The organism is Streptomyces spiroverticillatus (assembly GCA_014650415.1).
GTDB lineage: Bacteria > Actinomycetota > Actinomycetes > Streptomycetales > Streptomycetaceae > Streptomyces > Streptomyces spiroverticillatus.
Map to the genome: position 1 here is coordinate 723754 of BMUX01000003.1, position 25984 is coordinate 749737.

Genomic DNA, 25984 nt, shown 5'->3' on the forward strand with positions numbered 1-25984 from the left:
GCCTTCCCGTCAGGAGAACAGCACAGCCATGTCCATGAACAACAAGAGCACCAGCAAGAGCAACGGCAAGAGCAGCGGCAAGACGCGCGGCATTCTCATCGGGGCCGGCGTCGCCGCCGCCGCGGTCCTTCTCGGGCTGGCCTCCTGGTCCGCGACCAAGCCCGCCGACCGTGACTCCGCCGGGTCGATCCTGGAGATCAGTAACTCTCCGACCCCCGAGGCCGAAAGTGGCACCGGGGCCGAGACCGGTGTCTTCCCCGAGCTGGAGAAGCTCGCCCGGCGCACCGAGGGCGACCCCCTCGCGCAGGGGACGGCCGACGCGCCCGTCGTCATGGTCGAGTACGCCGACTTCAAGTGCGGCTTCTGCGGCAAGTTCGCCCGCGACACCGAGCCGAAGCTCGTGAAGAAGTACGTCGAGGACGGGACTCTGCGCATCGAATGGCGCAACTACCCGATCCTGAGCGAGGAGTCCGACGCCGCCGCGCACGCCGCCTGGGCCGCCGGCCGGCAGGGCCGCTTCTGGCAGTTCCACGCCGCGGCCTACGCCAAGGACGCCAAGGCGAAGGGCTTCGGGGCGGAGCAGTTGAAGGAGCTCGCGCGGCAGGCCGGGGTGAAGGACCTCGACAAGTTCGCCGCGGACTCCGCGAGCGAGGACGCGAAGACGTCCGTACGCAAGGACAAGGAGGAGGCCTTCGCGCTGCGGGCCACCGCCACCCCGTCCTTCCTGATCAACGGCCGTCCGATCTCCGGCGCCCAGCCCGACGAGGTCTTCGAGCAGGCCATCGAGTCCGCCAAGAAGGCCGCCGAGGCGGGCAAGGCGGGCAAGAAGGCCACGCCGGGTGCGGGTGCCGGTCAGTGACCCCCGACATCGGCTACTTCGCCGCCTTCCTCGGCGGCCTCCTCGCCCTCGTCAGCCCGTGCAGCGCCCTCCTGCTGCCCGCCTTCTTCGCGTACTCGATCGACTCCACCTCCCGGCTCGTCGCCCGCACCTCCCTCTTCTACGCGGGCCTCGCCACCACCCTCGTCCCGCTGGGCGCGGCGGGCTCCTTCGCGGGACGGTTCTTCTACGGCAACCGGGGGCTGCTGGTCACCCTCGCCGGCTGGCTGATCATCGCGCTCGGTGTCGCGCAGATCCTCGGCATGGGCTTCGCCTCGAAGAAGATGGCCGAGCTGTCGGGACGGATCCGCCCGACCACGGCCCTGTCCGTCTACGCCCTGGGTGCGGTGTACGGGCTGGCGGGCTTCTGCGCGGGACCGATCCTCGGCAGCGTCCTGACCGTGGCCGCCGTCAGCGGCAGCCCGGTCTACGGCGGCCTGCTGCTCGCCGTCTACGCGCTCGGCATGGCCGTCCCCCTCTTCGTCCTCGCCCTGCTCTGGGAACGCTTCGACCTGGGACGACGGAGGTGGCTGCGCGGCCGCACCCTCACCCTCGGCCGCTTCTCCCTCCACACCACCTCCCTCCTCTCCGGCCTCTTCTTCGTCGCCCTCGGCATCCTCTTCCTCGCCTTCGACGGCGCCACGGCCCTGCCCGGCCTCCTCGACGTCGACGACTCCTTCGCCGTCGAACAGTGGGCCTCCCGGATCGGCGAATCCGTCCCGGACTGGGCACTGCTGGCGGGCGCGGTCGCGGTGGTGGGGGCGGTGTTTGGCGTACGGGCCCTGCGCGGCCGGGGCCGCGAGAGCGCCGCAGCCGCAGCTCGCAGGCCCGAATAGCGCCTCACGGAATGCCCCGCCTCCTGCGCCCGGGCGTGCCTAGACTGGGCGCAGGAGGTGTGTGGTGACCGTCACTGAGGACCGGCCGCAGATGCTGGCCGAAGAGTTCGAGCGCATTGCCGCCGCCGCCGGGCGCGAGGGGGTCCGGCTGGAGTTCCTCCACGGCAGGCTGGGAGTGAAGACAGTGCCGGACGGCGATCACGACGAGATCATCCGTTGGCTCATGGAGCACTGCATCCAGCATCGCCCCGATCTCTGGCTCTACCCCGAGCGCGGTCTGCGGGTCGATCAGTACCGCAACGGATATGCCAAGCCAGACGGAACACTCGCGCCCAAGGGCGTTTTCGCTGGTCAGGGCGAATGGGCTGACGCCGGGCAGGTTCTGTTGGTGGCCGAGGTCACCTCGTACGACAGCGACACGGACCGGCGCGACCGGGTGGAGAAGCCGTCGGCGTACGCCCGGGCCGGTATCCCCGTCTACCTGCTGATCGATCGGGACACCTGCGAGGTCCTCGTCCACAGCGAGCCCGACAACGGCACCTACGCCCACCTGCTCCGCCGGCCCTTCGGCCGCACCGTCGAGCTGCCCGAGCCCCTCGGCTTCGCCCTGGAGACCGAGCCGCTCAAGCAGTGGGTCCGCTGAGGAGGCGGGTGCGGACAACGACTGAAGGCCCGGACGGTATCCCGTCCGGGCCTTCAGCTTGTTGCTTGAATGGTGGCTGGGGCCGGGATCGAACCGGCGACCTATCGCTTTTCAGGCGATCGCTCGTACCAACTGAGCTACCCAGCCACTGCGACCGGAGTCGCAAGCGGTCCTGACGGGATTTGAACCCGCGGCCTCCACCTTGACAGGGTGGCGAGCACTCCAAACTGCTCCACAGGACCAAGCTTTGTGCGAGCACGAGTCTCGCACAGGTGTTGCGTGCCCCCAACGGGATTCGAACCCGTGCTACCGCCTTGAAAGGGCGGCGTCCTGGGCCACTAGACGATGAGGGCTAATTGGCCCGCCTTTGCGCTTCGCAGCGCGTCGGGGACGTCAGAAGCATATGGGATGCCGGGGGGTATCGCCAAAACGGTTTACGGGGAGGGGGCCGATGGGGTGGGGGCGGGCCTCGCTCCGGGGCGGTTGGTTTCCGGGAGGTGGCGGCTGACCTCGGCGGTCGTCAGGCCCAGGCCGCCCAGGGTGATCTCGTCCCAGGCCTGGAGGCGGCGGGTGTCGCGGTCCAGGTAGAGGAGGGAGGCGCGGATCTTCTCGGGGTCGCCCTTGCCCTCGACGGCGCGCAGGCCGCCGCCGCCCGTGGAGCCCTCGACCATGAGGCGGGTGCCCTTGGCCATGACCTCCGTCTTGCGGGAGTGGGTGTGGCCGGCGAGGGCGAGCGGGACCTCGCCGTCGGTCTGGGTGACGGCGAGGGGGTTGTGGGCGACCGCGATGTCGACGGGGGTTCCGGCGGCCTTCTGGCCGCGCAGGGAGGCGGCCAGCCGGACGCCCGCGGCGCGCTCGTCGGCATCGCCCTGGGGCTTGACCGAGCGGTCCGGGGTGAACTGGGGGTCGCCCGTGCCCGCCACGCGCAGGCCGCCCGCGACGGTGACGGCGCTGCCGTGGTCGAGGACGTGGACGTTCTTCAGGCGCGACATGTACGCCTGGGTGGCGGCCGAATCGTGGTTTCCGCGCACCCAGATGTACGGGGCGCCCAGGTCGGGGATCGGGTCCAGGAAGACGTTCTCGGCGCTGCTGCCGTGGTCCATGGTGTCGCCGGAATCGATGATCGCGTCGATGTCGTACTGCTCCACGAGGGAGCTGATGATGTGCCACGACGCCGGGTTGAGGTGGATGTCCGAGACGTGCAGGACCCGGTAGGTGGAGGGGGAGGGCTGGTAGGCGGGGAGGGTCGAGGCGGCGTCGTACAGCTTGGTGACGTTGGTGACCAGGCGGGCCAGTTCCTGCTGGTAGACGTCGAACTCGGTGACGATGCTGCGGGCGTCGCCGACGACGGAGGGCGCGGAGGAGAGGAGTCCGGAGAATTTCGGCTCCAGGACCGATTTGGGGTTCCAGGTCGCGTACGCGGTCACGCCCGACGCGGTGAGCAGGGCCAGCGCGAGGCCGCCGGCGGCGAGGGCGCGGCGGGGGCGGCGGTAGACGGCCAGGCCCAGGGCGGTGGCGCCCGCGAGGACGGCGACGCAGGAGCGCAGGGCGAGGCCGAGGGTGCCGGACTCGACGTCCCTGGTGATCTCCTCCTGGAGGCCGGATATCCGCTCGGGGTGGTTGACCAGGGCGGCGGAGCGCGCCGGGTCGAGCCGGTCGATGTCGACGTCGAGGCGGATGGGGGCGGTGTGGGAGTCGAGCTCCAGGGCACCCAGGGGGGACACGTTGATCTTGGTGCCGCCGGTGAGGGAGGGACGCAGGGTCATCGTGGTGTCGACGGGGCCGACGGGGGTGCGGACGTCGCCGACGGTGAGGAGGCCGAGCCAGGCGCCGAGCAGGACGACGGCGAGGAGGCCGAGGGCGCGGGACCAGGGGTGGGGGTGCGGGTCGGGGTGCGGCGGGAGGGGCGTCGGGTTCGCGGGGCGGGGGTGGAGGCGGAGGCGGAGCCGGACTCGGGCCATTGGGGGCGTATGCCCGATCGGGCGGAGCGGTATGCGGGGGTCCGGGGGCGGTCGGGGCCGCGTCCGGCGCTTGCGGGTGCGGGCAGGGGGCGGTGTCCGGGTGGGCCCGGATCGGGCGGGCCGCCCCCTTGCCCGCCCGTTCCGCCCCCGGGGGGCGGCCCCGCCGCCCAAGGGGGCTCGGCGGAAAGGGGGCGCCGCCCAAGGGGGCTAAGGGGTGGGCCGAGATCACGATGCCCCCGCACAATGGACCCGTGCTGGAGATGACGCGTGAGGAGTTCGAGGAGCTGGTCGCCGAGGCGCTGGACCGGATACCGCCGGAGTTGACGCGGTTGATGGACAACGTCGCGGTGTTCGTGGAGGACGAGCCCGCCCCGGAGGACCCGGACCTGCTGGGGCTGTACGAGGGAACGCCGCTCACCGACCGCGGCGAGTGGTACGCCGGTGTGCTCCCCGACCGGATCACCATCTACCGGGGCCCCACCCTGCGCATGTGCGAGGACCGCGAGGACGTGGTCGCGGAGACCGAGATCACGGTCGTCCACGAGATCGCCCACCACTTCGGGATCGACGACGAGCGGCTGCACGCCCTGGGGTACGGGTGAGCGAGGTACGGGAGCCCGTCGACCCCGATGTCGATCTGCGGGCCGCCCCCGAGCCCGTACGCGTCCTGCCCGTGCTGGGCGCGGTGTCGCTCGGCGGCGCCCTCGGCGCGGCTGCCCGGTACGCGGCGCTGCTCGCGTGGCCCGCGTCCGGCGCGGGGTTCCCGTGGGCGCTGTTCGGGATCAACGTGGTGGGGTCGGGGCTGATCGGCGTGCTCATGGTGCTGGTCGTGGAGAGCGGGTTGCGGGTGCATCCGCTGGTGCGGCCCTTCCTGGGGGTGGGCGTGCTCGGCGGCTTCACCTCGTTCTCGACGTACGCCATGGATCTGAGCGGGCTGCTGGCGCGCGGCGAGCTGCTCACCGCGGTCGGCTACCTGCTCGGGACGCTCGCCGGGGCGCTGGGCGCCGTGTGGGCCGGGGCCGTGCTGACACGGCGGCTGTACCGGGCGAGTGAAGGACGTACCGGATGAGCTGGCTGCTGGTGGTCCTCGGCGGGGCGGTCGGTGCGCCGCTGCGGTATCTGACGGACCGTGCGGTGCAGTCGCGGCACGACTCCGGCTTCCCCTGGGGGACGCTGACCGTGAATGCGGTGGGGAGTGTGGTGCTGGGCGTGGTGACCGGGGCGGTGGCGGTGGGGGCCGCGTCCGACTCCGTACAGCTGCTGGTCGGAACGGGGTTGTGCGGGGCCCTCACGACGTATTCGACGTTCAGTTACGAGACGCTGCGGCTGGCCGAGACCGGGCGGCGCTTCCTCGCGGGGGCGAACGCGGCGGTGTCCGTGCTGGTCGCGCTGGGTGGGGTGACGCTCGGGGCGGGGCTGGGGCGCGGGCTCGGGGGCTGATGCCGTGGTCGTACGAGGTGTGCGGTGCGGCGGTACGGGTGTGGCGGGGCCGTGGTGGTCGCGTGCCCGCGCGTGTCCCCGGCGGGGCAAAGGGAGTTGAGAGGGGCAGACCCCAACTCGCCGTTACGGCTCCGGGAGTGTCGCAGACCCGTGCGCCGTCACCCCCGCGGCCGTCGTCCCGGAGGTGCGCCCGTGCGCCAGTTGCCCACCCCTGTCCGACTCGCCGCCGCGATGCTCGCGGTGGCGGCCTCCGCAGGCTGCATGAGTGTGAGTGACGAGGAGGGGAAACCGCTGCCCGCACGCCCGGCCGCCAAGCAGGAGCAGGCCGGGCCGGACGGCGGTGCCGTGGTGGGCGGCGAGGGCCAGGGGCGTCGGGGCGGCGGTCCGGTGGCGCGCGGCGAGGACGGCGGGGACGCCGACCCCAAGGGCGGCTCCTCGGCGAACCCCAGCGCCTCGCCGGGCCCCGAGGCCACTCCCTCCGGCAAGGCCGGTGCCTCGCCGGGCGCCACGCCGTCCCCGGGGGCCGGAGGCGGCCGCGCCACGCCGTCCCCGGGGACGCCGAAGCCGAGCCCCTCCCGACCCACCGAGGAGCCCCCGGAGCCGACTCCCACGCCCACCAGGCCCCCCGAGCCGACCCCGACGCCGAGCGAGCCCGAGCCGCAGCCGACGCCGCCCTCACAGACGCCCGCCGCGCAGAACCGGGCGGCGGACTCCCCGTCGCCGGTGAAGTACCGGCAGGTGCGTTCGGGGCCCGTGGAGAAACCGCAGGTCGCGGCCGTGTAGCGGAGTCGATTTGCCAGGTGTGGGGGAGGGTGCGTATGGTTATAGATCGTTTGATCCCATTGCCCGGCGCCGACACAGAAGAGCGCCGTGTGGCGCGTACTCTCCCTTGCCGTGGCTGACCGCATAGAGGCGGTTTCACTTGCGATTCACGGAGTTTGGGCGCGTGCCGAGACTCCGAGAGGTTTCGCATCCGCATGTCTGTTTCCAGTTCTGACCGCACCGCCATGCCCGCTGACGAGGCGATTGACGCCGTCGTCACCGAGGTCGTCGAGACGGTCGACACCCCCGCCGCCGAGGCCGTCGAGGCCCCGGTCGTTGACGCCACCGAGGTCGTAGAGGCCGCCACCGAGATCGTCGAGGCCGCCGAGGCCGAGGCCGCTCCGGCCGCCGACGAGGCCCCCGCCGCCGACGTCGAGGCTCCCGAGGCCGACGAGGACGACGCCGAGCCCGGCATCACCTTCGCCGACCTGGGCCTGCCCGAGGGCGTCGTGCGCAAGCTCGCGCAGAACGGCGTCACCAGCCCCTTCCCGATCCAGGCCGCGACCATCCCGGACGCCCTGGCCGGCAAGGACATCCTGGGCCGCGGCCGCACCGGCTCCGGCAAGACCCTCTCCTTCGGTCTGCCGACCCTGGCGCAGCTCGCCGGCGGCCAGACCGAGAAGAAGAAGCCCCGCGCGATCATCCTCACCCCGACGCGTGAGCTCGCGATGCAGGTCGCGGACGCCCTCCAGCCGTACGGCGACGTGCTCGGCCTGAAGATGAAGGTCGTCTGCGGCGGTACGTCGATGGGCAACCAGATCTACGCCCTGGAGCGCGGCGTCGACATCCTCGTCGCCACCCCGGGCCGTCTGCGCGACATCATCAACCGCGGCGCCTGCTCGCTGGAGAACGTGCAGATCGCCGTTCTCGACGAGGCCGACCAGATGTCCGACCTGGGCTTCCTGCCCGAGGTCACCGAGCTGCTCGACCAGATCCCGGGCGGCGGCCAGCGCATGCTCTTCTCCGCCACCATGGAGAACGAGATCGGCACGCTGGTCAAGCGCTACCTGTCCAACCCCGTCACGCACGAGGTCGACAGCGCGCAGGGCAACGTCTCGACCATGACCCACCACGTCCTCGTCGTGAAGCCGAAGGACAAGGCGCCGGTCACGGCCGCGATCGCCGCCCGCAAGGGCCGCACGATCATCTTCGTCCGCACCCAGCTGGGCGCGGACCGCATCGCCGAGCAGCTCCAGGACTCGGGCGTCAAGGCCGACGCCCTGCACGGCGGCATGACCCAGGGTGCGCGCACCCGCGTTCTTGAGGACTTCAAGAAGGGTTACGTCAACGCGCTCGTCGCCACCGACGTCGCCGCCCGAGGCATCCACGTCGACGGCATCGACCTGGTCCTGAACGTGGACCCGGCCGGTGACCACAAGGACTACCTGCACCGCTCGGGCCGTACCGCCCGTGCCGGCAAGTCCGGTGTCGTCGTCTCCCTGTCGCTGCCGCACCAGCGCCGCCAGATCTTCCGGCTGATGGAGGACGCGGGCGTCGACGCCTCGCGTCACATCGTCGGCGGCTCCGGCGCGTTCGACCCGGAGGTCGCCGAGATCACCGGCGCCCGTTCGCTGACCGAGGTCCAGGCCGACTCCGCGACCAACTCCGCCAAGCAGGCCGAGCGTGAGGCCAAGGAGCTGGCGAAGGAGCTGGAGCGCGTCCAGCGCCGTGCCACCGAGCTGCGCGAGGAGGCCGACCGTCTGGTCGCCCGTGCCGCCCGCGAGCGTGGCGAGGACCCGGAGACCGCTGTCGCCGAGGCTGCTGCCGCCGCCGAGGCCGAGGCCCTGGAAGAGGCCCAGGCCGAGGCCGCCGCTGCCGCGAAGGCGGCGGAGGAGCAGCGTCAGCGCCGTGACGAGCGCGGCAACTTCGAGCGCCGTGACGACCGTGGTGGCTACCGCGGCAACAACGACCGCGGCGGCGACCGCGGTGGGTTCCGTGGCGGCGACCGTCGTGACGACCGGGGTGGCGACCGTGGCGGCTTCCGCCGTGACGACCGTCCGTCCGGTGGTTTCCGCGGCAACGACCGTCGTGACGACCGTCCCTCCGGCGGCTTCCGTCGCGACGACCGTCCGTCCGGTGGTTTCCGTGGCGGCGACCGTCGTGACGACCGGGGTGGCGACCGTGGCGGCTTCCGTCGCGACGACCGTCCGTCCGGTGGTTTCCGCGGCGGCGAGCGCAGCGGCAGCGACCGTCCGGCGGCCACCGGCTACCGCGGCAACGACCGCAACGACCGCCCCTCCGGCGGCTTCCGTCGCGACGACCGTGACGACCGCGGCGGCGACCGTGGCGGCTTCCGCCGCGACGACCGTCCCTCGGCCGGACACCGTGGCAGCGACCGTCCGTTCAACCGCGACCGTCGTGACGAGCGCCCCTCGGGCGGCCGTTCCTTCGGCGGCGGCGACCGCCCGTACGGCCGTCGTGACGACCACCGTGGTGGCACGGGCACCGGCACCGGCTCCTTCGGCCGCCGCGACGACAAGCCGCGCTGGAAGCGCAACGGCTGAGTCAGCCTGAACGCGATGCCCTTCGCGTAGCAACTCCCTGAAACGGGCCCGCTCTTCACGAGCGGGCCCGTTTCTCTTTTCACTTCCGTCACATCTGCAACTGCTGTTAGCATCCGGCGACTTGTGTGGGGAACACAGGCGTGATGCGGCCGGGGGGCCTGGGGCCGATCGCCCTTTCTCCGGGCTGCCCGGGGGAGGGTTTCGCCGATGAATCGTCGTACGGGAATCAGGTCCGCAGTGGTGCTCGTGGCCGCGCTGGGGACCGCGGCGGGACTGGTGCCGGCGCACGCGGCGGAGAAGGGCCCGGCCGCCGAGGTGGTGATTCCGCTGGGGGCGCGGGAGTTGCCGCCCGAGGTGCGGGTGAGCAATGTGAGCGCCGTCGGCTTCGAGTCGTACGCGGAAAGCAGCACGGGCAACCACCGGTGGACGGACTTCGCGACCGGCGCGCAGCACGACGTGGCCGACGTCGTCGGCACGGAGGGCACCGACCAGCACTCCGGCATCGTCGCCAAGGAGACGGCGGCCGAGGGAAGCACTCCGGGCCGGGTCGACCTGACCGACCTCGCGAGCGGCCGGACGGTGGCCGTTCCGGTGCCCGCCGGGACGGTGTGGACCCGTACGAACACCGCAGACTCGATCGTCGTCGCGGTGCGGGCCGAGGACCGGAAGACGTACACCGCGCTGCGGCAGATCCGCGTCACCGACGGCAAGGCCGTGGCGCGCGACCTCGCCGCGCTGCCCAAGGGGACCGAGTACGCGATGACCTCGCGCCAGGACGGGCGCGGAGCGGTGATCGCCCTGAGCGGCGCGGGCGGGAAGGTCGCCTGGCACCTGCTGGACTACGCGGCCGGTTCCCTGGTGCCGCTGCACGCCGACTCCGGGCAGCTCCCCGTGGTGCTGGGCCGCGACCACCTGGCCTGGCGCGCCGCCGGTGAGGCCACCGTGCACACGGTGCCGCGCAAGCGTCCGGGCACCGCTCCTGTCAACGTCGCCGTCCCGGCGGGCACTTCGGCCACCGACGGGGTCACCGGGCTCGTCGGGGATTGGGTGCTCTTCCGGCACACCCCCGAGACGACCCCGACCAAGGGCGTGGCGGGGCCCGCGCTGTACGGCGTACCGATCAAGGGCGGCGCGGCCCGCGAGCTGCTGCCGCACGCGAGCGACACCCTGCGCACGGCCCCCGACGGGAGCGTGCTCGCCGCCGGCGGCCCCCGCTCGACCGCCTGGGCCGTGCAGCGCATCCGGGCCGACCGCCACGGCGTGCCCCGGCTGAGCGTGGTGCGTGCCCTGGCGCACGTCTACCAGCCGGTCGACGAGTTCACCCTGGGCGCCGGCCGGCTCCACTACACGACCCGGACGCCCGACAACGAAACCGGCATGTACGAGCAGGACCTCGCGACGACCGGCAGGCCCGTGCCGACGGGCGAGCGCCGCCTGGTCACCACGCTGCCCGGCCGCCTCCCCGTTTCTCTCGGCAACGGCCAGTTCGTGTGGAACCTGTGGGGCGACCACCAGCAGCCGGACAGCCCCAACAGCGCCTGGCAGCCGCGCCTGCCCGAGCCCGCCAAGGCGATCGGGATGCCCGCCGCCTCCGGCCGTTACGTCGTCCTGGACGCGGACGACGGCAAGCAGTACGTGGGCGACTTCCTGCGGCCGGACGACCTGGCCCTCACCCTGCCCACCCACACCGCCGCCGCCCTCTGGGGAAGCACGCTCTGGAAGCCCGCCGCCGACATCGGAAGCGTCGAGTCGTACGACGTGAAGACCGGGAAGAAGGCCCCGGCCGTGAACACCGGCTCCGGCTGCGTCCCGACGAAGCTCCAGGCGGTGGGCCGCTGGCTGTACTGGGAGTGCTCCTACGACAAGACCGGTGTCTTCGACCTGACCGAGCGGAAGAACATCGCCGCACCGCCGCTGGGCACGCTCGGCGACGGCTTCGTCGTCACCAAGGACTACATGGAGGGCAGGCTCCTGCTCACCGACCTCCGCAAGGGCACCACCGTCCCCTTCTCGACGCCGGGCGTCTGGATCGACGACTTCACCGTGGACGTGTACGGCGGCCACGTCGCCTACACCGACACCGACCAGCTCATGCACATCAAGCCGACCGGCATCGCCCGCCAGGCCGTCTCCGTGATCGAGTCGGGGACGGACGCGACTGCCGTCACCGGCAGCGACCCCTGGAACGCGCGCTTCTTCCTCTCGCGGCCCGTCGCCCGATGGACCGTCATCTTCACCGACGGCAAGGGCCGCACCGTCGCCACCCGCAGCGGAACCGCCCGCGAGGGCACGCAGATCGCCCCGGTCTGGGACGGCAAGGACAACCGGGGCAACGCCGTCGCGGGCGGCCGGCACACCTGGAAGCTGACCGCCGCGGCGGGCGACGGAACGGGCGTACGGGCGCTGGCCTCCGGCACTGTCGACCTGGGCGGCGCCGAAGGCACGGCCCGCGACTAGGACGGCAACGCGAACAACACCGTGGGAGCAGCGGGGCCGTGCGGTTATGCTGGGGCGCGCGGGCCGCTAGCTCAATTGGTCAGAGCAGCAGACTTTTAATCTGTTGGTTGTGGGTTCGAGTCCCACGCGGCCTACCGCTCGCCCGCTTCTTCACTCGCGGAGCAGAGTGTTTCGACGGTCCGACCGGCTGCGGCTGGTCGGACCGTCCTGTTTTTCCGGGGATTCTTCCCGGGGTCTTCCCGGGGTCTTCCCGCGTCCGTCAGGACGGGCAGCGGGCGAGTTTGCCGGTGTCCACGGTGGACTTGTCGGCGAACACCCAGCCCTCGGTCCTCGTACCGGCGATGCGGCCGTAGTACCACTTGTTGGCGTGCGCGTTGGACACGTAGCAGTGGTAGGCGATCTTGGTGCCGGACTTGATCGCCGTCACGTACGAGCACTCCGCGTACGGGCCGGTGTAGAGGTGGGTGTTCTGCGAGGCGCGGCCCGTTCCGTCGCTGATGTTCGCGTGGGCCCAGCCCGTGCAGGCCGTCGACACCGGAGTGGGCTCGCGCGGCGGGGAGCTGGGGCTGGACTTCGGCGGCGGTGCGGTCTGCTGCGCGGGCGTGGTGGAGCCCTTGCCCGGGGGCTTCTTCGAGGAGGCGCCCGACGGGGTCTTCGCGGGGGAGCGGGAGGCGGTCTTGCCGGGGGCGGTGGTCGGCAGGGTGCCCGCCGGGGGCGGGGCGTCGGCGGTGTTCCCGGCTGCGGGGCCACCGGCGGGGGTGCTCGCCGGGGGAAGCGCGGCGGGGGGTCCGTCGGGCTTGTCGGTACGTGCGTTGACCAGGGCGAATACGGTTCCGCCGCCGATCAGGACGGTGGCGGCGGCCACCGCGACGACCGTACGGGTGCGGCGGCGGGCGGAGTTCCGGCCCGCCGGTGGGTGTGTCGTCGTGCCGGACGCGGGGATTGGTGCCGGGGTGGCGTATGCGGCGGGGACGTAACCCTGGGGTCCCTGCGGTCTCTGCGGTCCCGGTGGCGGGACCGGGGGCCCGAAGCCGGGAGGGGGCGTGGGTGCGGGCGGCGGCGCGGGGGCGGGGGCAGGGGCCGGACCGGGAGCCGGTGAGGTCCCCGCGAGGTGCGTGCCCGTGCCCGCGAGGTCCGTGCCCGTGCCCGCGGCGACCGCCTCCAGCATCTCGCGGGCCTGTCCGGCGTCCGGCCGCCGGAGCGGGTCCTTGTCCATCAGTGCCCGCAGCACCGGGGCGAGCGGCCCGGCGCGGGTGGGCTCCGGCAGGGGCTCGCCCACGATCGCGGAGAGGGTGGACCACACCGACGTACGACGGAACGGCGAAGCCCCCTCCACCGCCGTGTACAGCGTCATGCCGAGTGCCCAGATGTCCGAGGCGGTGCCCGGCACCTGGCCCTGGGCGCGCTCCGGCGCGAGGTAGTCGAGCGAGCCGACGAGCTGGCCGCTCTGGGTCAGCTTGGCCAGCGCCTCGCCGCCGGAGACACCGGAGACGCCGGAGACGCCGGAGACGCCGGAGACGCCGGCCGTCTCCAGGATGGCGATGCCGAAATCGGTGAGGACGACCCGGCCGCCGCGTTCCAGCAGTACGTTCCCCGGCTTGACGTCCCGGTGCAGCACCCCGGCGCGGTGCGCCGCGTCGAGCGCGTCCATCAGCCGGGCGCCGATCGCGGCCGCCTCGCGCGGATCGAGCGAGCCGCGCTCGTCCAGCACGTCGTCCAGGGAGGGCCCGTCGACCAGCTCCATGACGATGACCGGCAGCCCCTGCTCCTCGACCACGTCGTGCACGGTGACGACGCCGCTGTGCCGGATCCGGGCGGCGGCCTGGGCCTCCCGCTGCATCCGGATCCGCAGCTCGGCCAGCTCCGCCGCCGAGGCGTCGGTGTACGAGCGCAGGACCTTGACGGCGACCTCGCGGTTCAGGAGCTGGTCCACGGCGCGTGCGACCACCCCCATGCCGCCGCGCCCGATGACCTCGGTCACCCGGTAGCGCCCGCCCAGAACCCTGCCGGTCAGATCCGCACCGCTGGCCCCCGACACCTGTCACATCCCGTTCGTCGCGTTGTTCGAATTCGGTCGTGCGGGCACCAGGGTAGGGGCAGGGCCGAAAGCGGGTGCACGGCAATGTGGTCGCGAGGGGTGCTCCGGATGGCGTAGGCTGGTCTTTACCGACGCGGGGTGGAGCAGCTCGGTAGCTCGCTGGGCTCATAACCCAGAGGTCGCAGGTTCAAATCCTGTCCCCGCTACTAGATAGGTCGAAGGCCCGGAATTCCTCGGAATTCCGGGCCTTCGGCATTTCCGCACACCACCCCCGTGTCCCCCACATGGCGGACGCCGATTCGCCGTACGGCGCGGCTCCGGCCAGCCTGGGTGGGGAGCGGTACCGTCCGCACCCGGTGCGGACCTGGGCAGGAGAGCTGACGGTGGCGGGGTACGGGCGCGACGGACGTGGGGGCGGCGCGAGCGGCGGGCCCGGTGAGGGGCCGGGAGGCATGCCTCATGAGGGCGGGCGCAAGACGCGGCGGTTCGTGCGGGCGCTGCCCGCGCTGATGATCGTCGGCGGTACCGTCTTCGACGCGACGACGCCATCCGACTTCACCGCCTCGCCGCTCTTCGCCGCCTCGGCCCTGGTCGCCGCGCCGTTCTTCTCGCTCGCCAACACCGCCCTGACCGCCTTCGCCGCCGTCATGGCGGTGGTGGGGCTGCGGGTCGCCGACGACCGGCTGACGACCGTGGTGGCGATCACCGAGCTGATCACCGTGCTCACCGTGTCCGTGCTCGCGATCCTGATCAACCGGGTCGTACGGCGCAGTGGGCGCCAGCTCGCCTCGGTGCGGGTCATCGCGGAGGCGGCGCAGCGGGCCGTGGTGCCGACGCCGCCGGACCGCATCGGCGGTCTGGAGATCGCCGCGCGGTACGAGGCGGCCGAGGCGGACGCGTTCATCGGCGGCGACCTCTTCGCGGTGCAGGACACGCCGTACGGGGTGCGGCTGGTGGTGGGGGACGTGCGGGGCAAGGGACTTGAGGCCGTCGAGGCGGTGGCGGTGGTGGTCGGCGCGTTCCGGGAGGCGGCCGAGACGGAGAGCTGTCTGGAGGGGGTGGCGCAGCGGCTGGAGCGGGCGCTGGAGCGGGAGGGCACCCGGCGCGACGGGCTGGACGCGCTGGAGGGGTTCACGACGGCGGTGCTCGCGGAGATCCCGCGCGGCGAGGGTCTCGTACGACTGGTGAACCGGGGGCATCCCGAGCCGCTGCTGCTGTACGCGGACGGGGAGCTGGACGTGCTGGAGCCGGAGGAGTTCGCGCTGCCGCTGGGGATGGGGGACCTGGGCGACTGGCCGGACCGGGCGCGGGAGTTCCCGTACCCGGCGGGGTCGACGCTGGTGTTCTACACCGACGGGCTGTCGGAGGCGCGGGACGAGACGGGTGCGTTCTACGATCCGGCGGTGCGGCTGCGGCGTTCGCTCTTCCCCGGGCCCGATGCCGTACTGGACGCGCTGACCAGTGATGTGCGGGTGCACACCGGCGGCAAGCAGACCGACGACATGGCGCTGCTCGCGGTGGCGCGGCCGGGGGTGGGGCAGCCCGCGCGGCGGCGGACGGTGGAGATCGTGAAGCGTCCGTGAGGGGGTGATGGCGGTGAGGGGGCGTCAGTTCGTCGACGTACAGGTGGAAATGTCTTGGCCAAAGGCGTCTGCACAGCGTTAACGATCAATCGGAACGGCTTGGAATTCCGGTCACGTGTCTATTAACGTTCGATAACGCAGCACGGTCGTCCCAGCCGTCGTCAGAGGCGGCGCCGTGCGCGTGCGCCGAATTCCGTGAGGAAACCGGGGAACCACCATTTGGGGTGAATCGGGTCCTACCAGGCCCGTAGGAGACCTTCCTGCTCCGAACCCGTCAGCTAACCCGGTAGGCGAGAAGGAAGGAAAGGAGCGCGCCTCCGTGGCGTCCAACAGGCCTGCCCCCGCAGCCCCCGCTTTCTCGTACCAGGCATATGGCGTTCCCAACGACGAGTACGAGACGGGACCCGGCACCGGGGACACCGCCGTCATGACGCCGGAAGCCCCGCAGGCCCAGCAGATGCCGCAGATCCCGCAGCAGCGGCGCGGCGGCTTCGAGGGCTTCGTGGAGGCCGACGCCCCCGAGGCGTCCACCGAGGAGTGGAACCCGACCGCCGACTCCGTCGCCCCCGTGCGCGGCAAGCACCGGGTCGCCAAGCAGCGCGGCTCCCTCGCCCGCAGCTCCACGGTCCTGGGTGTCGGCGTGATCGCGGCCGTCGGCGCGGGCGGCATCGCCACCGCGCAGGACAAGCCGGCCGTGTCGATATCCCTGCCGGACCAGATCACCGAGTCCCTGGACTCGCTCGCCGACTCGCTGCCGGACGCCAAGTCGCTGCCCGGTGTGGGCTCCCTGGTGTCGGACTCCGACTCCTCGGAGGACTCGGCGGAGGAGGGCGTGGTCGTCGCCGCCGCCCCGGCCGCCGCCACCCCCGCATCGACCGGCTCCCAGAGCACCGGCGCCGGCGAGAGCCTGCGCGCCCGCATCCTCCAGCAGGCCGAGCAGCAGCGTTCGGTGGCCGACGAGGCCAAGCGGGCGGAGGCCCGCGAGCAGGCCGTGAAGGACGCCGCGGCCGAGGCGAAGAAGGCCCAGCAGGAGGCCGACGCCAAGGCGGAGAAGGCCGAGAAGGAGAAGGCGGAGAAGGAGGCCCGCGAGAAGGCCGCCGCCGAGGCCAGGGCGGAGGCCGAGCGCCTCGCCAAGCTGGCCGCCAGCTACTCGCTGCCCACCTCCTCGTACACCCTCACCTCGACCTACGGCCAGGCCGGTTCGATGTGGTCCTCCGGGCACCACACCGGTCTCGACTTCGCCGCCCCGACGGGCACGCCGGTCAAGGCCGTGCACGGCGGGACCATCAAGTCGGCGGGCTGGTCCGGTTCGTACGGCTACCGCATCGTGCTGGAGCTGAAGGACGGCACCGAGATCTGGTACTGCCACCTCTCGCAGATGAACGTCGCGGCGGGCGCGGACGTCTCCACCGGCCAGACCATCGGCAACGTGGGCGCCACCGGCAACGTCACCGGCCCGCACCTGCACCTCGAGGTCCACACCCCCGGCGGCGACGGTGTCGACCCGGCGGCCTGGCTGCGCGGCAAGGGCCTGTCCGTCTAGACCTTTGGCGCGTACACGGAATAGGTCCGGCGGGTGTGGGGGTTGTCGTACGACATGACTTCCTCCCCTCTTCGCCCGCTGGGCAACTCCGGCCTCGACGTGTTCCCGCTCGCCCTCGGCGGCAACGTCTTCGGCTGGACAGCCGACCGTGACCAGTCCTTCGCCGTCCTCGACGCATACGTCGCCGGGGGCGGCAATTTCGTGGACAGCGCCGACGTCTACTCGGCCTGGGTGCCGGGCAACGAGGGCGGCGAGTCCGAGACCGTCCTCGGTGCGTGGCTGGCCGCCCGGGGCAACCGCGACGAGGTCGTCGTCGCCACCAAGGTCGGCGCGCACCCCTCCTTCAAGGGCCTGTCCGCCACCAACATCAAGGCCGCCGCCGAGGAGTCGCTGCGCCGCCTGGGCACCGACCACATCGACCTGTACTACACGCACTTCGACGACCCGACCGTGCCGGTCGAGGAGATCGTCACCGCCCTCGACCAGCTCGTACGGGACGGGAAGGTGCGCGCGGTGGCCGCCTCCAACATCACCCCCGACCGGCTGCGCGAATCCCTGGACTTCGCCGAGCGCGAGGGCCTGGCGAAGTACAGCGCGCTCCAGCCGCACTACAACCTGGTCTCCCGCGACACCTACGAGGGCGAGCTCCAGGAGGTCGCCTCCCAGGCGGGCCTGGCGGCCGTCCCGTACTACGCCCTCGCCTCCGGCTTCCTGACCGGCAAGTACCGCGTCGGCGGCGAGTCCGTGCAGAGCCAGCGCGCCGAGGGCGCCGCCAAGCACCTGGAGACCGAGCGCGGCCGCAAGGTCTTGGCCGCGCTCGACGAGGTGGCGCAGGCGCACAACGCCGAGATCGCGTCCGTCGCCCTGGCCTGGCTGGCCTCCCGCCCGACCGTCGTCGCCCCGATCGCCAGCGCCCGCACGGTCGAGCAGCTTCCGGCGCTGCTCGCGGTCGCGGACCTGACGCTCACCGACGCGGAGCTGTCGAAGCTGACCGTCGCGTCGGCCTGATCAGTAGGTCTTGTACGGGTTGTACGCGGCCGCGTAGGCCGGGTGGTACGGCGGCGGGAGCAGCCGTATTCGGCCGGTGACCTGGGCCGCGTACACCAGTGCCGGGCCCGCGAGGCGCTTGCGCTCCCACAGGCGGTGCAGCAGTTCGCGCTCGCGGGCCTGGAAGGCGGCGGCCAGGTCCGGGGTCGCCGCCCCGCGCCGGGCCCGGTAGCGCAGGAAGGCCAGCGCGGTCGCCGCCTCCTCGTACTCGGCGACCGCCTTCGCCGCACCCGGCCCGTGCACCCGGGCGGCCTGGCCCTGGGCGATGGAGCGGGCCCGCATCGAGGACAGGGCGAGCGGCTCGGCCGGGTCCAGCCAGCCGGCGGCCGCGTACGCGGGAAGTTCGGCGGCGAGCAGCCGCAGTTCGCGCTGCCGCGTCCAGATCGCCAGCCAGGTGAGGAAGGCGAAGACGGGGACCATGAACAGCCCGTACACCCCGTAGAAGGCGAGCGGGCTCAGCGACGCCGAGCCGTTCCACAGCGCGTGCATGCCCATGGCCAGCAGCAGGCCGGTCACCGGGAGCAGGAAGCGGCGGATCCGCACCCAGGCCCGCCCCCGCATCCGGCGGGTCGGCGTGAGCGCCACGAGCCCGAAGCCGATGCCGGTGAGCACCGTGAACAGCGGGTGCGCGAACGGCGACATGATGACCCGGACGAAGAAGGTCCCGGCCGTCACCGAGCCCAGCCCCGAGAAGCCGAACTCCTGGTCCTCGCCGAAGGCATTGCCCAGATAGAGGATGTTCTCGGTGAAGGCGAAGCCGGTCGCGGTGAAGCCCGCGAAGACCACGCCGTCCACGATTCCCGTGAAGTGCCGTCTGCGGAACAGGAAGAGCAGCAGGATCGCCGCCGCCTTCGCGCTCTCCTCGACGACCGGGGCCACCAGCGTCGCCCCCAGGGTGTCCGCGCTGTCGGGGTCGGCGGTGGCCACGGCTATCCAGCGCACCGCGAAGCTGTTCGCCGTGATGGCGACGAGGGCCGCCGCGCAGGAGCCCCAGGTGAAGGCGAAGATCAGGTTCCGCCAGGGGCCCGGCTCGACCCGGTCCAGCCAGCGGAAGGCGAGCAGGAGCAGCGGCACCGGGAAGACGGCGAGGCCGAGGCCCACCAGGAAGCCCCGGGTGCCGGTCTGTTCCCGTACGAGAGCGAGCAGGATCAGGCCCGAGAGGGCCAGCAGCACGATCAGCGCGGTGGCGCGGACCGCGCGGTTGCGCCAGAGGGCGTGGTGTCGCAGGCCCGACAGGCGGCCTCTGCCCCGGGCAGGCGCGACCGCCGCGGGCTCCGGCACGGGGGCCGGGGCCGCGGGCGGCGGGGTCGATGCGTACGTCTCGTACATCCAACGACCCTAACGACTGCCACTGACACTCGCGATCGTGTTCGGACAGTCGCTGTGGAGGAACGGTGCGTCAGGCCGGGGTCGGCCGGGGTCGGCCGGGGTCGGCTGTGCGTCAACTGGTGTGCGGGACGCGCCGGAAGAGGAGGTCGTGGACCTTGTGGCCCTTGTCCAGGCCCTGGCCCTCGAAGCGGGTGAGCGGGCGGAAGTCGGGCCGGGGGGTGTAGCCGCCGTCCGCCTGGGTGTTCTCGAAGTCCGGGTGCGCGGAGAGGACTTCGAGCATCTGCTCGGCGTAGTTCTCCCAGTCGGTCGCGCAGTGCAGCACGGCGCCGGGGGCCAGGCGGGTCGCGGCGAGGGAGAGGAACTCCGGCTGGATCAGGCGGCGCTTGTGGTGGCGGGCCTTGGGCCAGGGGTCGGGGAAGTAGACGCGCAGGCCCTGGAGGGAGTCGGGGGCGAGCATCTCGCGGAGCAGGATGATCGCGTCGCCGTTGGCGACCCGGACGTTGGAGAGGTTGTTGCGCTCGGCGAGGCCGAGGAGGTTTCCCTGGCCGGGGGTGTGGACGTCGACGGCGAGGATGCCGGTCGACGGGTCGTCGGCGGCCATCTGCGCGGTCGCCTCGCCCATGCCGAAGCCGATCTCCAGGACGACCGGGAGCCCGCCGAACATCTCCTCCAGGTCCAGCACGCGCTGGCCGTCGATGTCGATGCCCCGGGTCGGCCACCACTTCTTCAGGGCCTCACCCTGGCCGGTGGTGACCCGGCTGCGGCGCGGCTGGAAGCTGCGGATCCGCCGCTCGAAGTGCGACCCGGCGGGGTCGGGGGAGGGACCCGTCCCCTCGGGGAACATGCGGAGCGCCCGCGGACGCATCCGCTCGGCCCGCTCGTGCGCGGCGGCGCGCTGGGCCGCGGCGGCCTGGGAGGGGCCGGGGGCGGTGGTCGGCTCGCTGCCGGCGGTCGGCGCGCTCGGCTCGGCACCGGATTCGGTGGCCTGCGGCTCGGGGCTCTGGGGCATCGTGGGGTTCTCGCTGTTCTCGGACACAGTGCTGTCGATTCTACGGAGACGGGTGGGCCCGGGGCCTCCGGTGAGCGGGAGGGGCCTGGCGGACCGTGCCTCGGACGCCGCAGCGCGAGGCCGTCACCCACAAGCCCGTGAGGCCCCGGGGACCCACGCGGGACCTACCGTCCCACCCTCTCGCCCGCCAACACCCCCAGCACCCTCCTCGCCACCTCCCGCCCGATCGGCAGCGATGCCGTCGCAGCCGGCGAAGGGGCATTCAGCACATGCACCGTCCGCGGTGCCTCCCGGATGAGGAAGTCGTCGGCGAGGGTCCCGTCCCGCAGGACGGCCTGCGCCCGCACCCCCGCCGGGGACGGGGTCAGATCGGCCTCCGTGACGGCGGGGAGGAGGCGACGGACCGCCTCCGTGAAGGCCCGCTTCGACAGCGACCGGTGCAGCTCCCCCGCCCCGTACCTCCAGTGCCGCCGCGCTATCCGCCACGAGCCCGGCCACGCCAGCGTCCCCGCCAGCTCGCCGGGCCGCACCACGCCCCAGTCGTACCCCTCCCGCGCCAGCGCCGGCACGGCGTTCGGCCCGACGTGCACCCCGCCCCCGACGCCCCGCGTCAGATGCACCCCGAGGAAGGGGAAAGCCGGGTCCGGCACGGGATAGACCAGCCCGCGCACCAGCTCCGGCCGCGCCAGGTCGAAGTACTCGCCCCGGAAGGGCACGATCCGCATCCCGGGGGAGTCCCCGGCCAGCCGCGCCACCCGGTCGCAGTGCAGCCCGGCACAGTTGACCAGCGCCTTCGCGCGTACGACCGTGCCGTCGGCGCAGCGCACGGCGACACCGGACGCGCGGCGCGCGATGACCCGCACCTCCGCCCCGTACCGCACCTCGGCCCCCGACGAGCGGGCCAGCTCCTCCGTCACCCGGCCGTAGTCGCACACGCCCGTCGAGCCCACGTGGATGGCCGCGAGACCCCGCACCTCGGGCTCGTACTCCTCGATCTGCGCGGGACCCAGCTCCCGCACCGGGATGCCGTTGAGCCGCCCGCGCTGGACGAGCGCGTGCAGCCGGGGCAGCTCCTCCCGCTCCGTGGCGACGATCAGCTTGCCCGTCACCTCGTGCGGAATCCCGTGCTCCGAGCAGAACTTGATCATCTCGGCGGCGCCGCGCACCGCGTACCGCGCCTTGAGCGAGCCGGGGCGGTAGTAGATCCCGCTGTGGATCACCCCGCTGTTGCGCCCCGTCTGGTGGCGCGCCGGGCCCGCCTCCTTCTCCAGCACCACGACCCGTGTGCCGGGCGCCGCCCGCGTGATGGCATGCGCGGACGCCATCCCGACGATGCCCCCGCCGATCACCAGCACGTCGCAGTCATGACTCATCGCTGCCACCTCCCACCCCGAATAGTGCACTGGCCCACTGACAATGCCCTCAAACCCCGTGGACGGGAGTTATGGCCAAAGCCACTCGGATCCGGGCCGGTCCGGAGCTGTGGAGCTGTGGAACTACGCCGGTGCCACCAGCAGCGGCCGCGCCCGCTCCCGCAGCTCCACCACACGCGGCTCGTCGCCGTACGGCTCCAGGCGGTGCAGCAGGTCCCGTACGTACTCGGTGGTGCGCGCCGAGGAGATCCGGCCCGCCACCTCCACCGCGCGCGTGCCCGCCGCGCAGGCCGCGTCCAGGTTTCCCGACTCCAGTTCGGCGACCGCGCTCACCACGAGCCGCAGCCCGTGCGACCGTACGAACTCCTCGGTCGGCCGGGACAGCGCCTGCTCGGTGAACCGCCGCACCTGGCGCGGGAGTTTGAGGTCGCGGTAGCACTCGGCCGCGTCGGCGGCCAGTCGGTCGTAGGAGTAGAAGCCCAGCCAGGACGGGTCCGCGTCGCCGTCCCGCGAGCGCTCCAGCCAGCCCTCCGCCGCCTTCAGCGCGGCCCCGGCCGCCACCGGGTCGCCCGCCTTCGCGTGCGCGCGCGCCTCCACCAGGCGGAAGAAGCTCATGGTGCGGGCGGTGGCCAGGCCCCGGTTGCGCTCCAGGGCGGCCTGGGCGAGGTCGACGCCCTCGTCGGCGAAGCCGCGGTAGGTGGCCTGGAGGGACATCGAGGCGAGGACGTATCCGCCCAGGGGCACGTCGGCGGCGGCGCGGGCGAGGCGCAGCGCCTGGATGTAGTAGCGCTGGGCGGCCTCCTGCTGGCCGGTGTCGAAGGCCATCCACCCGGCGAGACGGGTCAGTTCGGCGGTCGCGCCGAAGAGGGAGCGGCCGACGTCGTCGCTGTACGAACCGAGCAGCAGCGGGGCGGCGTCCACCCGCAGGCACTCCGGGACCATCGAGGAACGCCAGTCGCCGCCCCCGTACTTGGAGTCCCAGCGGCGGGCGTCCTCGGCGGCCTCGCGCAGCTTCGCCACGTCGCTGTGCCCGACTCGTAAGGGAGTCGCGTCGGGGGAGCCCTCGGCGGCCGTGGAGTCGCGCGCCACCGACGAGTCCGCGGGGGTTATGAGCCAGCGCGAGGCGGGCGTCGCGTACGCGCTCACCGCGAACGAACCGGCCAGCGACTGCCATATCCCGCCGCTCCCGGCCCTGCGCCCGGCCAGATCCAGCCGGTACAGCTCCGTCGCGTGCCGCACCGCCACGCCCACGTCGCGCGGGAAGGCGAGCCCGACCTCGGGGGCCGGGTCGGCGTCCGCGAGACCGATCTCGTGCAGCGGTACGGGACGGCCCAGCTTCGCGCCTATCGCGGCGGCGATGAGGTGGGGGGCGGCCCCCTGCGGAACCATGCCCTTCGACACCCACCGCGCCACCGACGTCTTGTCGTACCGCAGGGTCATCCCGCGTTGCGCCCCGAGGTCGTTGACCCGGCGCGCCAGCCCGGCGTTGCTGATTCCCGCGAGGGCGAGAACCGTGCCGAGCTTGTCGTTCGGCCCGCGTTGCTCCCTGGACATTGCGCCACCCCTCACGCAGACGGCCGCCGCGGGCCCGGCATAGGCTCGCGGCATTCGTAAACCCAGCGTAGTTCGCCGCATCCCAAGCGTTAAGGGCACGTGTCCCGTATGGCGAGATTGTTGCCCGGGTGAGTGCTTGCGGGCGGGCGGAGAGGAACGTTCCGCCCGATTCGTGCTCCCTGCGTGTGGCCGTGCGCCCGCTCGTGCGCTCTTCTCGGCCTCCTCCGAGGGGTCTTCCATGGACGTGCGTGGGTCGGCCCGCTGCACTGGACCCAGTGGGCTGGGGGACGCCGCCACCTTCATCCCCGCGGGTGGCGGACCGGTCCGGGAGGCGAACAGCGCCTCCCGGACTGCGCGCGTTTCTATTTTGGCCGGATGTGTACGTTGCGCCGTGGGCTGTGCGCCCCTGTTCCCTAGCCCCCTTGGGCGTCGCCCGTTCCGCCGCCGTCCCCTTGGGCGGCGGGGCCGCCCCCCGGGGGCGGAACGGGCGGGCAAGGGGGCGGTACGCCCGATCCGGGCCCGCCCCGGTTCCGGCCCCTGCCCGCACCTTGCGTGCCGGGCGCGCTCGGCCCCGGGCCCCGCACCCCCGCAGACGCGCCCCGCACCCCAATTGCCCCCCAACTCCCCTTTTGGGCCCGCGCATTGGCCCTCGCCACCGCCCCCCGCACCCCCACCCCCACGCCCCAGTCGTGGCAGCATGGTCCCCACGCGCGCGAGCGCACGGCACGGTGCACGCACCGGGGCGCCAGGGCGGGGGCAGCGGCACGAGCGCACCCCGACCCGCCGGCTCACCCACGCAGCCCCTCCGCGCACCGCGAGCAAAGTTGTCCACAGCCTGTGGAGGCGGCGATGCGTTGGTTGGTGGGATGGAGCAGCGTCGCCGCGAGCTTCGGCACGGTCGGAGCCGTCGGCGCACCCGGCACCGAGCACGAGGGCGACACCGTGCAGCCCGTCGGGGCCCAGCTCCTGTGGGGCGACCCCGACCCCCTGTGGGCGGTCGGCGACTGGCGCCCCGACGAGGTCCGCACCGTGTCCATCGACGGCTTCACCCGCCTCGCCGTCCTCGGCTGCTGCGGCGCCACCGACGAAGAACTGCGCGTCGGCCTCTTCGCGGCGCGCGGCGGCGCACTGAGGCACCTCACCGCCTGGCCCGGCTCCTACACGGCCGTCGTCCAGACCGGCAGACGGGTCACCATCGCCGGTGACCTGGCCGGAGCCCGCCCGGTCTTCTACACGCCCTGGGCCAATGGCACCGCGTACGCCACCGCCGCGCTCCCCCTCGCCGACCTCATCGAGGCCCAGCTCGACATCGGCCACCTCGCCGCACTGCTGGCCTGCCCCGACGTCCCCGAAGCCCTCCGAGACGGCACCCCCTACACCGGCGTGAAGCGCATACCGCCGGGGCACGCGCTCGTCCTGCGCGAGGGCTCGCGCGAGATCACCGGGTACGAGCCGGTCGCCTCCCTCGCCGTCGCCGCCCCCCAACTCGACCCCGAGCGCGCCGTGGACGGCGTACGGGACGCCCTGGTCGAAGCGGTACGAGCCCGCCTCACCGCCCCTCGCCACGCACCCGAGACGCCCCTTCCGGACCCCGGCCCGGTCCCCGGCATGGGCCCCGCCGAGCGCCGCGCCCGCCGCCGGGGCGTGCCCGTGCCCGGCATCGGCTCCGACCTTTCCGGAGGCAGCGCCTCCGCCACCCTCGCCCTGCTCGCCGCAGGCCTGCCCGGCCTTCCGGGCACGGTCCTGGGCCACGGCACCGGCGCCGGCGAGCGCCTCCTCGCCGTCACCTTCAACGACCTCGCCGCCGGCGCCCGCGCCCGCGAGACCGACCTCACCCCGGAGTTGGAGCGCGCGGGCGCCATCGCCGCCAACCCCCGCCTCCACCACATAGTCGTCCCCGGCGCCGAAGAGGCCCTCCCGTACGCCGACTTGGACTCGGGCCCCCTCACCGACGAACCCGGCCCCTCCCTCGTCACCGCCGAACGCGCCCGTCTGCGCCTCCAGTCGGGCAGCGCCGACCACCTCGTCGGCAACGGCGCCCGCCAGGTCCTGGACGCGCACCCGGCCCGCCTCGCCGACCTCCTCATCGACCGCAGACGGCGCCACATCCTCCGCCCGGCCACCGCCCTCGCCAAGGCGGAAGGCACGTCCCCCACCTCCCTCCTGGTCCCGCTCACGGTCTACCGCGCGGCCCGCCGCCTCGCCCGTACGCCGTACCGCTCGGGCATCGAGGAGGCCGCCGTCCGCCTGACCCACCGCGAAGTGACCGACACCCCCACGGGCGCGCTCGACGCCTCCCTCGAAGCCCTGACCTGGTCCCGGCCGGGCCCGGCGGCCCGCTGGCTCACCGGCGAGGCGCTCGCCGAAGTATCGATCCGCCTCCAGGAGTCGGCCCTGCGCCCGGCCTCCTCCCAGCGCCCCGGCGAGGCCCGCGCCCGGGCGTCGCTCGCCCGCCACGCCTACGACCACCGCGTCTTCGAACAGGCCGCCGAGGTCCGCAGCCAGCGCCTCCACGCCCCCTTCCTGGACAACCAGGTCGTACGGGCCTGCCGCGCCCTCCCGGAAACCCTCCGGGTCCAACCCGGCGCCCGCGCGGCCATCCTCCGCGCGGTCCTCTCCGGTGCCGGAATCCACGACCTCCCCGCAGGCTGGGGTGCCGCCACCACCCACACCACGTCGACCGCCACCGCCCAGGCCGGCATCCGCGCGGCCCTGGACTCCCTGCTGGCCCTCTTCGAAGCCCCGCTCCTCGCGGACGCGGGCCTGATCGAAGCCCGGGTCGTCCGCAAGGCCCTGCGCGCCGCCGCCGAAGGCGAACCCGTCGCCCTCGACGGCCTCGCCGACCTGACCTCCACCGAACTCTGGCTCCGCCGCCTCATCTCCCGCCGCGGCACCTGCTGGACGGGCTCCGCCGCCCCTCGCCAACGCGCGGTGGCCGCGGGCGTCCCTCACCGCCGCAGCCTGTAGC

19 protein-coding genes, 5 tRNA genes and 1 riboswitch are annotated in these 25984 nt (G+C 73.1%); of the genes, 15 read left to right on the plus strand and 9 right to left on the minus strand.

Going from position 1 to position 25984, the window contains the following annotated elements; genetic code table 11:
- Positions 1-34 precede the first annotated feature (34 nt).
- From IE269_RS11400 to IE269_RS11410, 3 genes are all read left to right on the plus strand, one after another.
- A complete protein-coding gene (locus IE269_RS11400; RefSeq protein ID WP_189822710.1) occupies positions 35-859 on the plus strand; it encodes a DsbA family protein in 825 nt (274 codons plus the stop codon).
- On the plus strand, positions 856-1713 hold the full coding sequence (locus IE269_RS11405) for a cytochrome c biogenesis CcdA family protein (protein WP_189822711.1): 858 nt from the start codon (positions 856-858) through the stop codon (positions 1711-1713). Before IE269_RS11400 ends, IE269_RS11405 begins: the two co-directional genes overlap by 4 nt.
- A gap of 91 nt (positions 1714-1804) precedes the next feature.
- Positions 1805-2356 (plus strand): Uma2 family endonuclease, encoded by a 552-nt coding sequence (locus tag IE269_RS11410; RefSeq protein ID WP_189822774.1) that lies wholly within the window; start codon positions 1805-1807, stop codon positions 2354-2356.
- Between the two features lie 70 nt (positions 2357-2426).
- On the opposite strand, the gene IE269_RS11415 is transcribed toward IE269_RS11410, so the two are convergent.
- From IE269_RS11415 to IE269_RS11430, 4 genes are all read right to left on the minus strand, one after another.
- Positions 2427-2503: transfer RNA gene (locus IE269_RS11415), tRNA-Phe, on the minus strand.
- A gap of 20 nt (positions 2504-2523) precedes the next feature.
- A tRNA-Asp gene (locus IE269_RS11420) sits at positions 2524-2598 on the minus strand.
- 38 nt (positions 2599-2636) lie between these two features.
- Positions 2637-2709 (minus strand) — tRNA-Glu (locus IE269_RS11425).
- An 81-nt stretch (positions 2710-2790) separates the two neighbouring features.
- Positions 2791-4317, minus strand: coding sequence for a metallophosphoesterase family protein (locus IE269_RS11430; RefSeq protein ID WP_189822712.1), 1527 nt, complete (start codon positions 4315-4317; stop codon positions 2791-2793).
- A 251-nt stretch (positions 4318-4568) separates the two neighbouring features.
- Here IE269_RS11430 and IE269_RS11435 point away from each other — a divergent pair, with 251 nt between their 5' ends.
- From IE269_RS11435 to IE269_RS11465, 7 genes are all read left to right on the plus strand, one after another.
- Positions 4569-4919, plus strand: a complete 351-nt coding sequence (locus IE269_RS11435) for a metallopeptidase family protein (protein ID WP_189822713.1) — start codon at positions 4569-4571, stop codon at positions 4917-4919.
- Positions 4916-5386, plus strand: coding sequence for a fluoride efflux transporter FluC (locus tag IE269_RS11440; protein ID WP_189822714.1), 471 nt, complete (start codon positions 4916-4918; stop codon positions 5384-5386). Before IE269_RS11435 ends, IE269_RS11440 begins: the two co-directional genes overlap by 4 nt.
- The gene (gene crcB / locus IE269_RS11445) at positions 5383-5757 is read left to right on the plus strand and encodes a fluoride efflux transporter CrcB (RefSeq protein ID WP_189822715.1); all 375 of its coding nucleotides are present in this window, start codon (positions 5383-5385) and stop codon (positions 5755-5757) included. The genes IE269_RS11440 and crcB overlap by 4 nt, the downstream gene beginning before the upstream one ends.
- 192 nt (positions 5758-5949) lie before the next feature.
- Positions 5950-6540: a hypothetical protein gene (locus IE269_RS11450; protein ID WP_189822716.1), complete on the plus strand. Its 591-nt coding sequence runs from the start codon at positions 5950-5952 to the stop codon at positions 6538-6540.
- A gap of 194 nt (positions 6541-6734) precedes the next feature.
- Positions 6735-9083: a DEAD/DEAH box helicase gene (locus IE269_RS11455; RefSeq protein ID WP_189822717.1), complete on the plus strand. Its 2349-nt coding sequence runs from the start codon at positions 6735-6737 to the stop codon at positions 9081-9083.
- 207 nt (positions 9084-9290) lie between these two features.
- A complete protein-coding gene (locus IE269_RS11460) occupies positions 9291-11540 on the plus strand; it encodes a FlgD immunoglobulin-like domain containing protein (RefSeq protein WP_189822718.1) in 2250 nt (749 codons plus the stop codon).
- A 60-nt stretch (positions 11541-11600) separates the two neighbouring features.
- Positions 11601-11674: transfer RNA gene (locus IE269_RS11465), tRNA-Lys, on the plus strand.
- Positions 11675-11799: 125 nt separating this feature from the next.
- On the opposite strand, the gene IE269_RS11470 is transcribed toward IE269_RS11465, so the two are convergent.
- Positions 11800-13578 (minus strand): serine/threonine-protein kinase, encoded by a 1779-nt coding sequence (locus IE269_RS11470; protein WP_229897537.1) that lies wholly within the window; start codon positions 13576-13578, stop codon positions 11800-11802.
- A gap of 132 nt (positions 13579-13710) precedes the next feature.
- Here IE269_RS11470 and IE269_RS11475 point away from each other — a divergent pair.
- From IE269_RS11475 to IE269_RS11490, 4 genes are all read left to right on the plus strand, one after another.
- Positions 13711-13784: transfer RNA gene (locus tag IE269_RS11475), tRNA-Met, on the plus strand.
- 246 nt (positions 13785-14030) lie between these two features.
- Positions 14031-15161: a PP2C family protein-serine/threonine phosphatase gene (locus tag IE269_RS11480; RefSeq protein ID WP_189822719.1), complete on the plus strand. Its 1131-nt coding sequence runs from the start codon at positions 14031-14033 to the stop codon at positions 15159-15161.
- 174 nt (positions 15162-15335) lie between these two features.
- Positions 15336-15469: riboswitch (cyclic di-AMP (ydaO/yuaA leader) on the plus strand.
- 11 nt (positions 15470-15480) lie between these two features.
- Positions 15481-16704 carry a M23 family metallopeptidase gene (locus tag IE269_RS11485; protein ID WP_438817536.1) on the plus strand — a complete coding sequence of 408 codons (1224 nt, stop codon included), beginning with the start codon at positions 15481-15483 and terminating at the stop codon, positions 16702-16704.
- 54 nt (positions 16705-16758) lie between these two features.
- Complete coding sequence (locus tag IE269_RS11490) at positions 16759-17712, plus strand: aldo/keto reductase (protein ID WP_189822720.1); 954 nt, start codon at positions 16759-16761, stop codon at positions 17710-17712.
- On the opposite strand, the gene IE269_RS11495 is transcribed toward IE269_RS11490, so the two are convergent.
- The 4 genes from IE269_RS11495 to IE269_RS11510 form a co-directional block, all read right to left on the minus strand.
- Positions 17713-19080, minus strand: a complete 1368-nt coding sequence (locus tag IE269_RS11495; protein WP_189822721.1) for a PrsW family intramembrane metalloprotease — start codon at positions 19078-19080, stop codon at positions 17713-17715.
- Positions 19081-19192: 112 nt separating this feature from the next.
- On the minus strand, positions 19193-20116 hold the full coding sequence (trmB, locus tag IE269_RS11500; protein ID WP_229897538.1) for a tRNA (guanosine(46)-N7)-methyltransferase TrmB: 924 nt from the start codon (positions 20114-20116) through the stop codon (positions 19193-19195).
- A 137-nt stretch (positions 20117-20253) separates the two neighbouring features.
- A complete protein-coding gene (gene lhgO, locus IE269_RS11505; protein ID WP_189822722.1) occupies positions 20254-21462 on the minus strand; it encodes an L-2-hydroxyglutarate oxidase in 1209 nt (402 codons plus the stop codon).
- A gap of 123 nt (positions 21463-21585) precedes the next feature.
- The gene (locus IE269_RS11510; RefSeq protein WP_189822723.1) at positions 21586-23016 is read right to left on the minus strand and encodes an NsdA family TPR-like regulatory protein; all 1431 of its coding nucleotides are present in this window, start codon (positions 23014-23016) and stop codon (positions 21586-21588) included.
- 849 nt (positions 23017-23865) lie between these two features.
- Here IE269_RS11510 and IE269_RS11515 point away from each other — a divergent pair.
- Positions 23866-25983 (plus strand): asparagine synthase-related protein, encoded by a 2118-nt coding sequence (locus IE269_RS11515; RefSeq protein ID WP_189822724.1) that lies wholly within the window; start codon positions 23866-23868, stop codon positions 25981-25983.
- Position 25984: the final 1 nt, after the last annotated feature.

What these genes read in the sequence shown, in the direction of transcription:
- IE269_RS11480 (WP_189822719.1), top strand. Translation starts at nt 14,031, where the DNA reads ATGCCTCATGAGGGCGGGCGCAAGACGCGGCGGTTCGTGCGGGCGCTG.
- IE269_RS11410 (WP_189822774.1), top strand. Translation starts at nt 1,805, where the DNA reads ATGCTGGCCGAAGAGTTCGAGCGCATTGCCGCCGCCGCCGGGCGCGAG.
- IE269_RS11495 (WP_189822721.1), bottom strand. Translation starts at nt 19,080, where the DNA reads ATGTACGAGACGTACGCATCGACCCCGCCGCCCGCGGCCCCGGCCCCC.
- crcB (WP_189822715.1), top strand. Translation starts at nt 5,383, where the DNA reads ATGAGCTGGCTGCTGGTGGTCCTCGGCGGGGCGGTCGGTGCGCCGCTG.
- IE269_RS11430 (WP_189822712.1), bottom strand. Translation starts at nt 4,317, where the DNA reads ATGGCCCGAGTCCGGCTCCGCCTCCGCCTCCACCCCCGCCCCGCGAAC.
- IE269_RS11515 (WP_189822724.1), top strand. Translation starts at nt 23,866, where the DNA reads ATGCGTTGGTTGGTGGGATGGAGCAGCGTCGCCGCGAGCTTCGGCACG.
- IE269_RS11490 (WP_189822720.1), top strand. Translation starts at nt 16,759, where the DNA reads ATGACTTCCTCCCCTCTTCGCCCGCTGGGCAACTCCGGCCTCGACGTG.
- IE269_RS11510 (WP_189822723.1), bottom strand. Translation starts at nt 23,016, where the DNA reads ATGTCCAGGGAGCAACGCGGGCCGAACGACAAGCTCGGCACGGTTCTC.
- IE269_RS11460 (WP_189822718.1), top strand. Translation starts at nt 9,291, where the DNA reads ATGAATCGTCGTACGGGAATCAGGTCCGCAGTGGTGCTCGTGGCCGCG.
- lhgO (WP_189822722.1), bottom strand. Translation starts at nt 21,462, where the DNA reads ATGAGTCATGACTGCGACGTGCTGGTGATCGGCGGGGGCATCGTCGGG.
- IE269_RS11455 (WP_189822717.1), top strand. Translation starts at nt 6,735, where the DNA reads ATGTCTGTTTCCAGTTCTGACCGCACCGCCATGCCCGCTGACGAGGCG.
- IE269_RS11400 (WP_189822710.1), top strand. Translation starts at nt 35, where the DNA reads ATGAACAACAAGAGCACCAGCAAGAGCAACGGCAAGAGCAGCGGCAAG.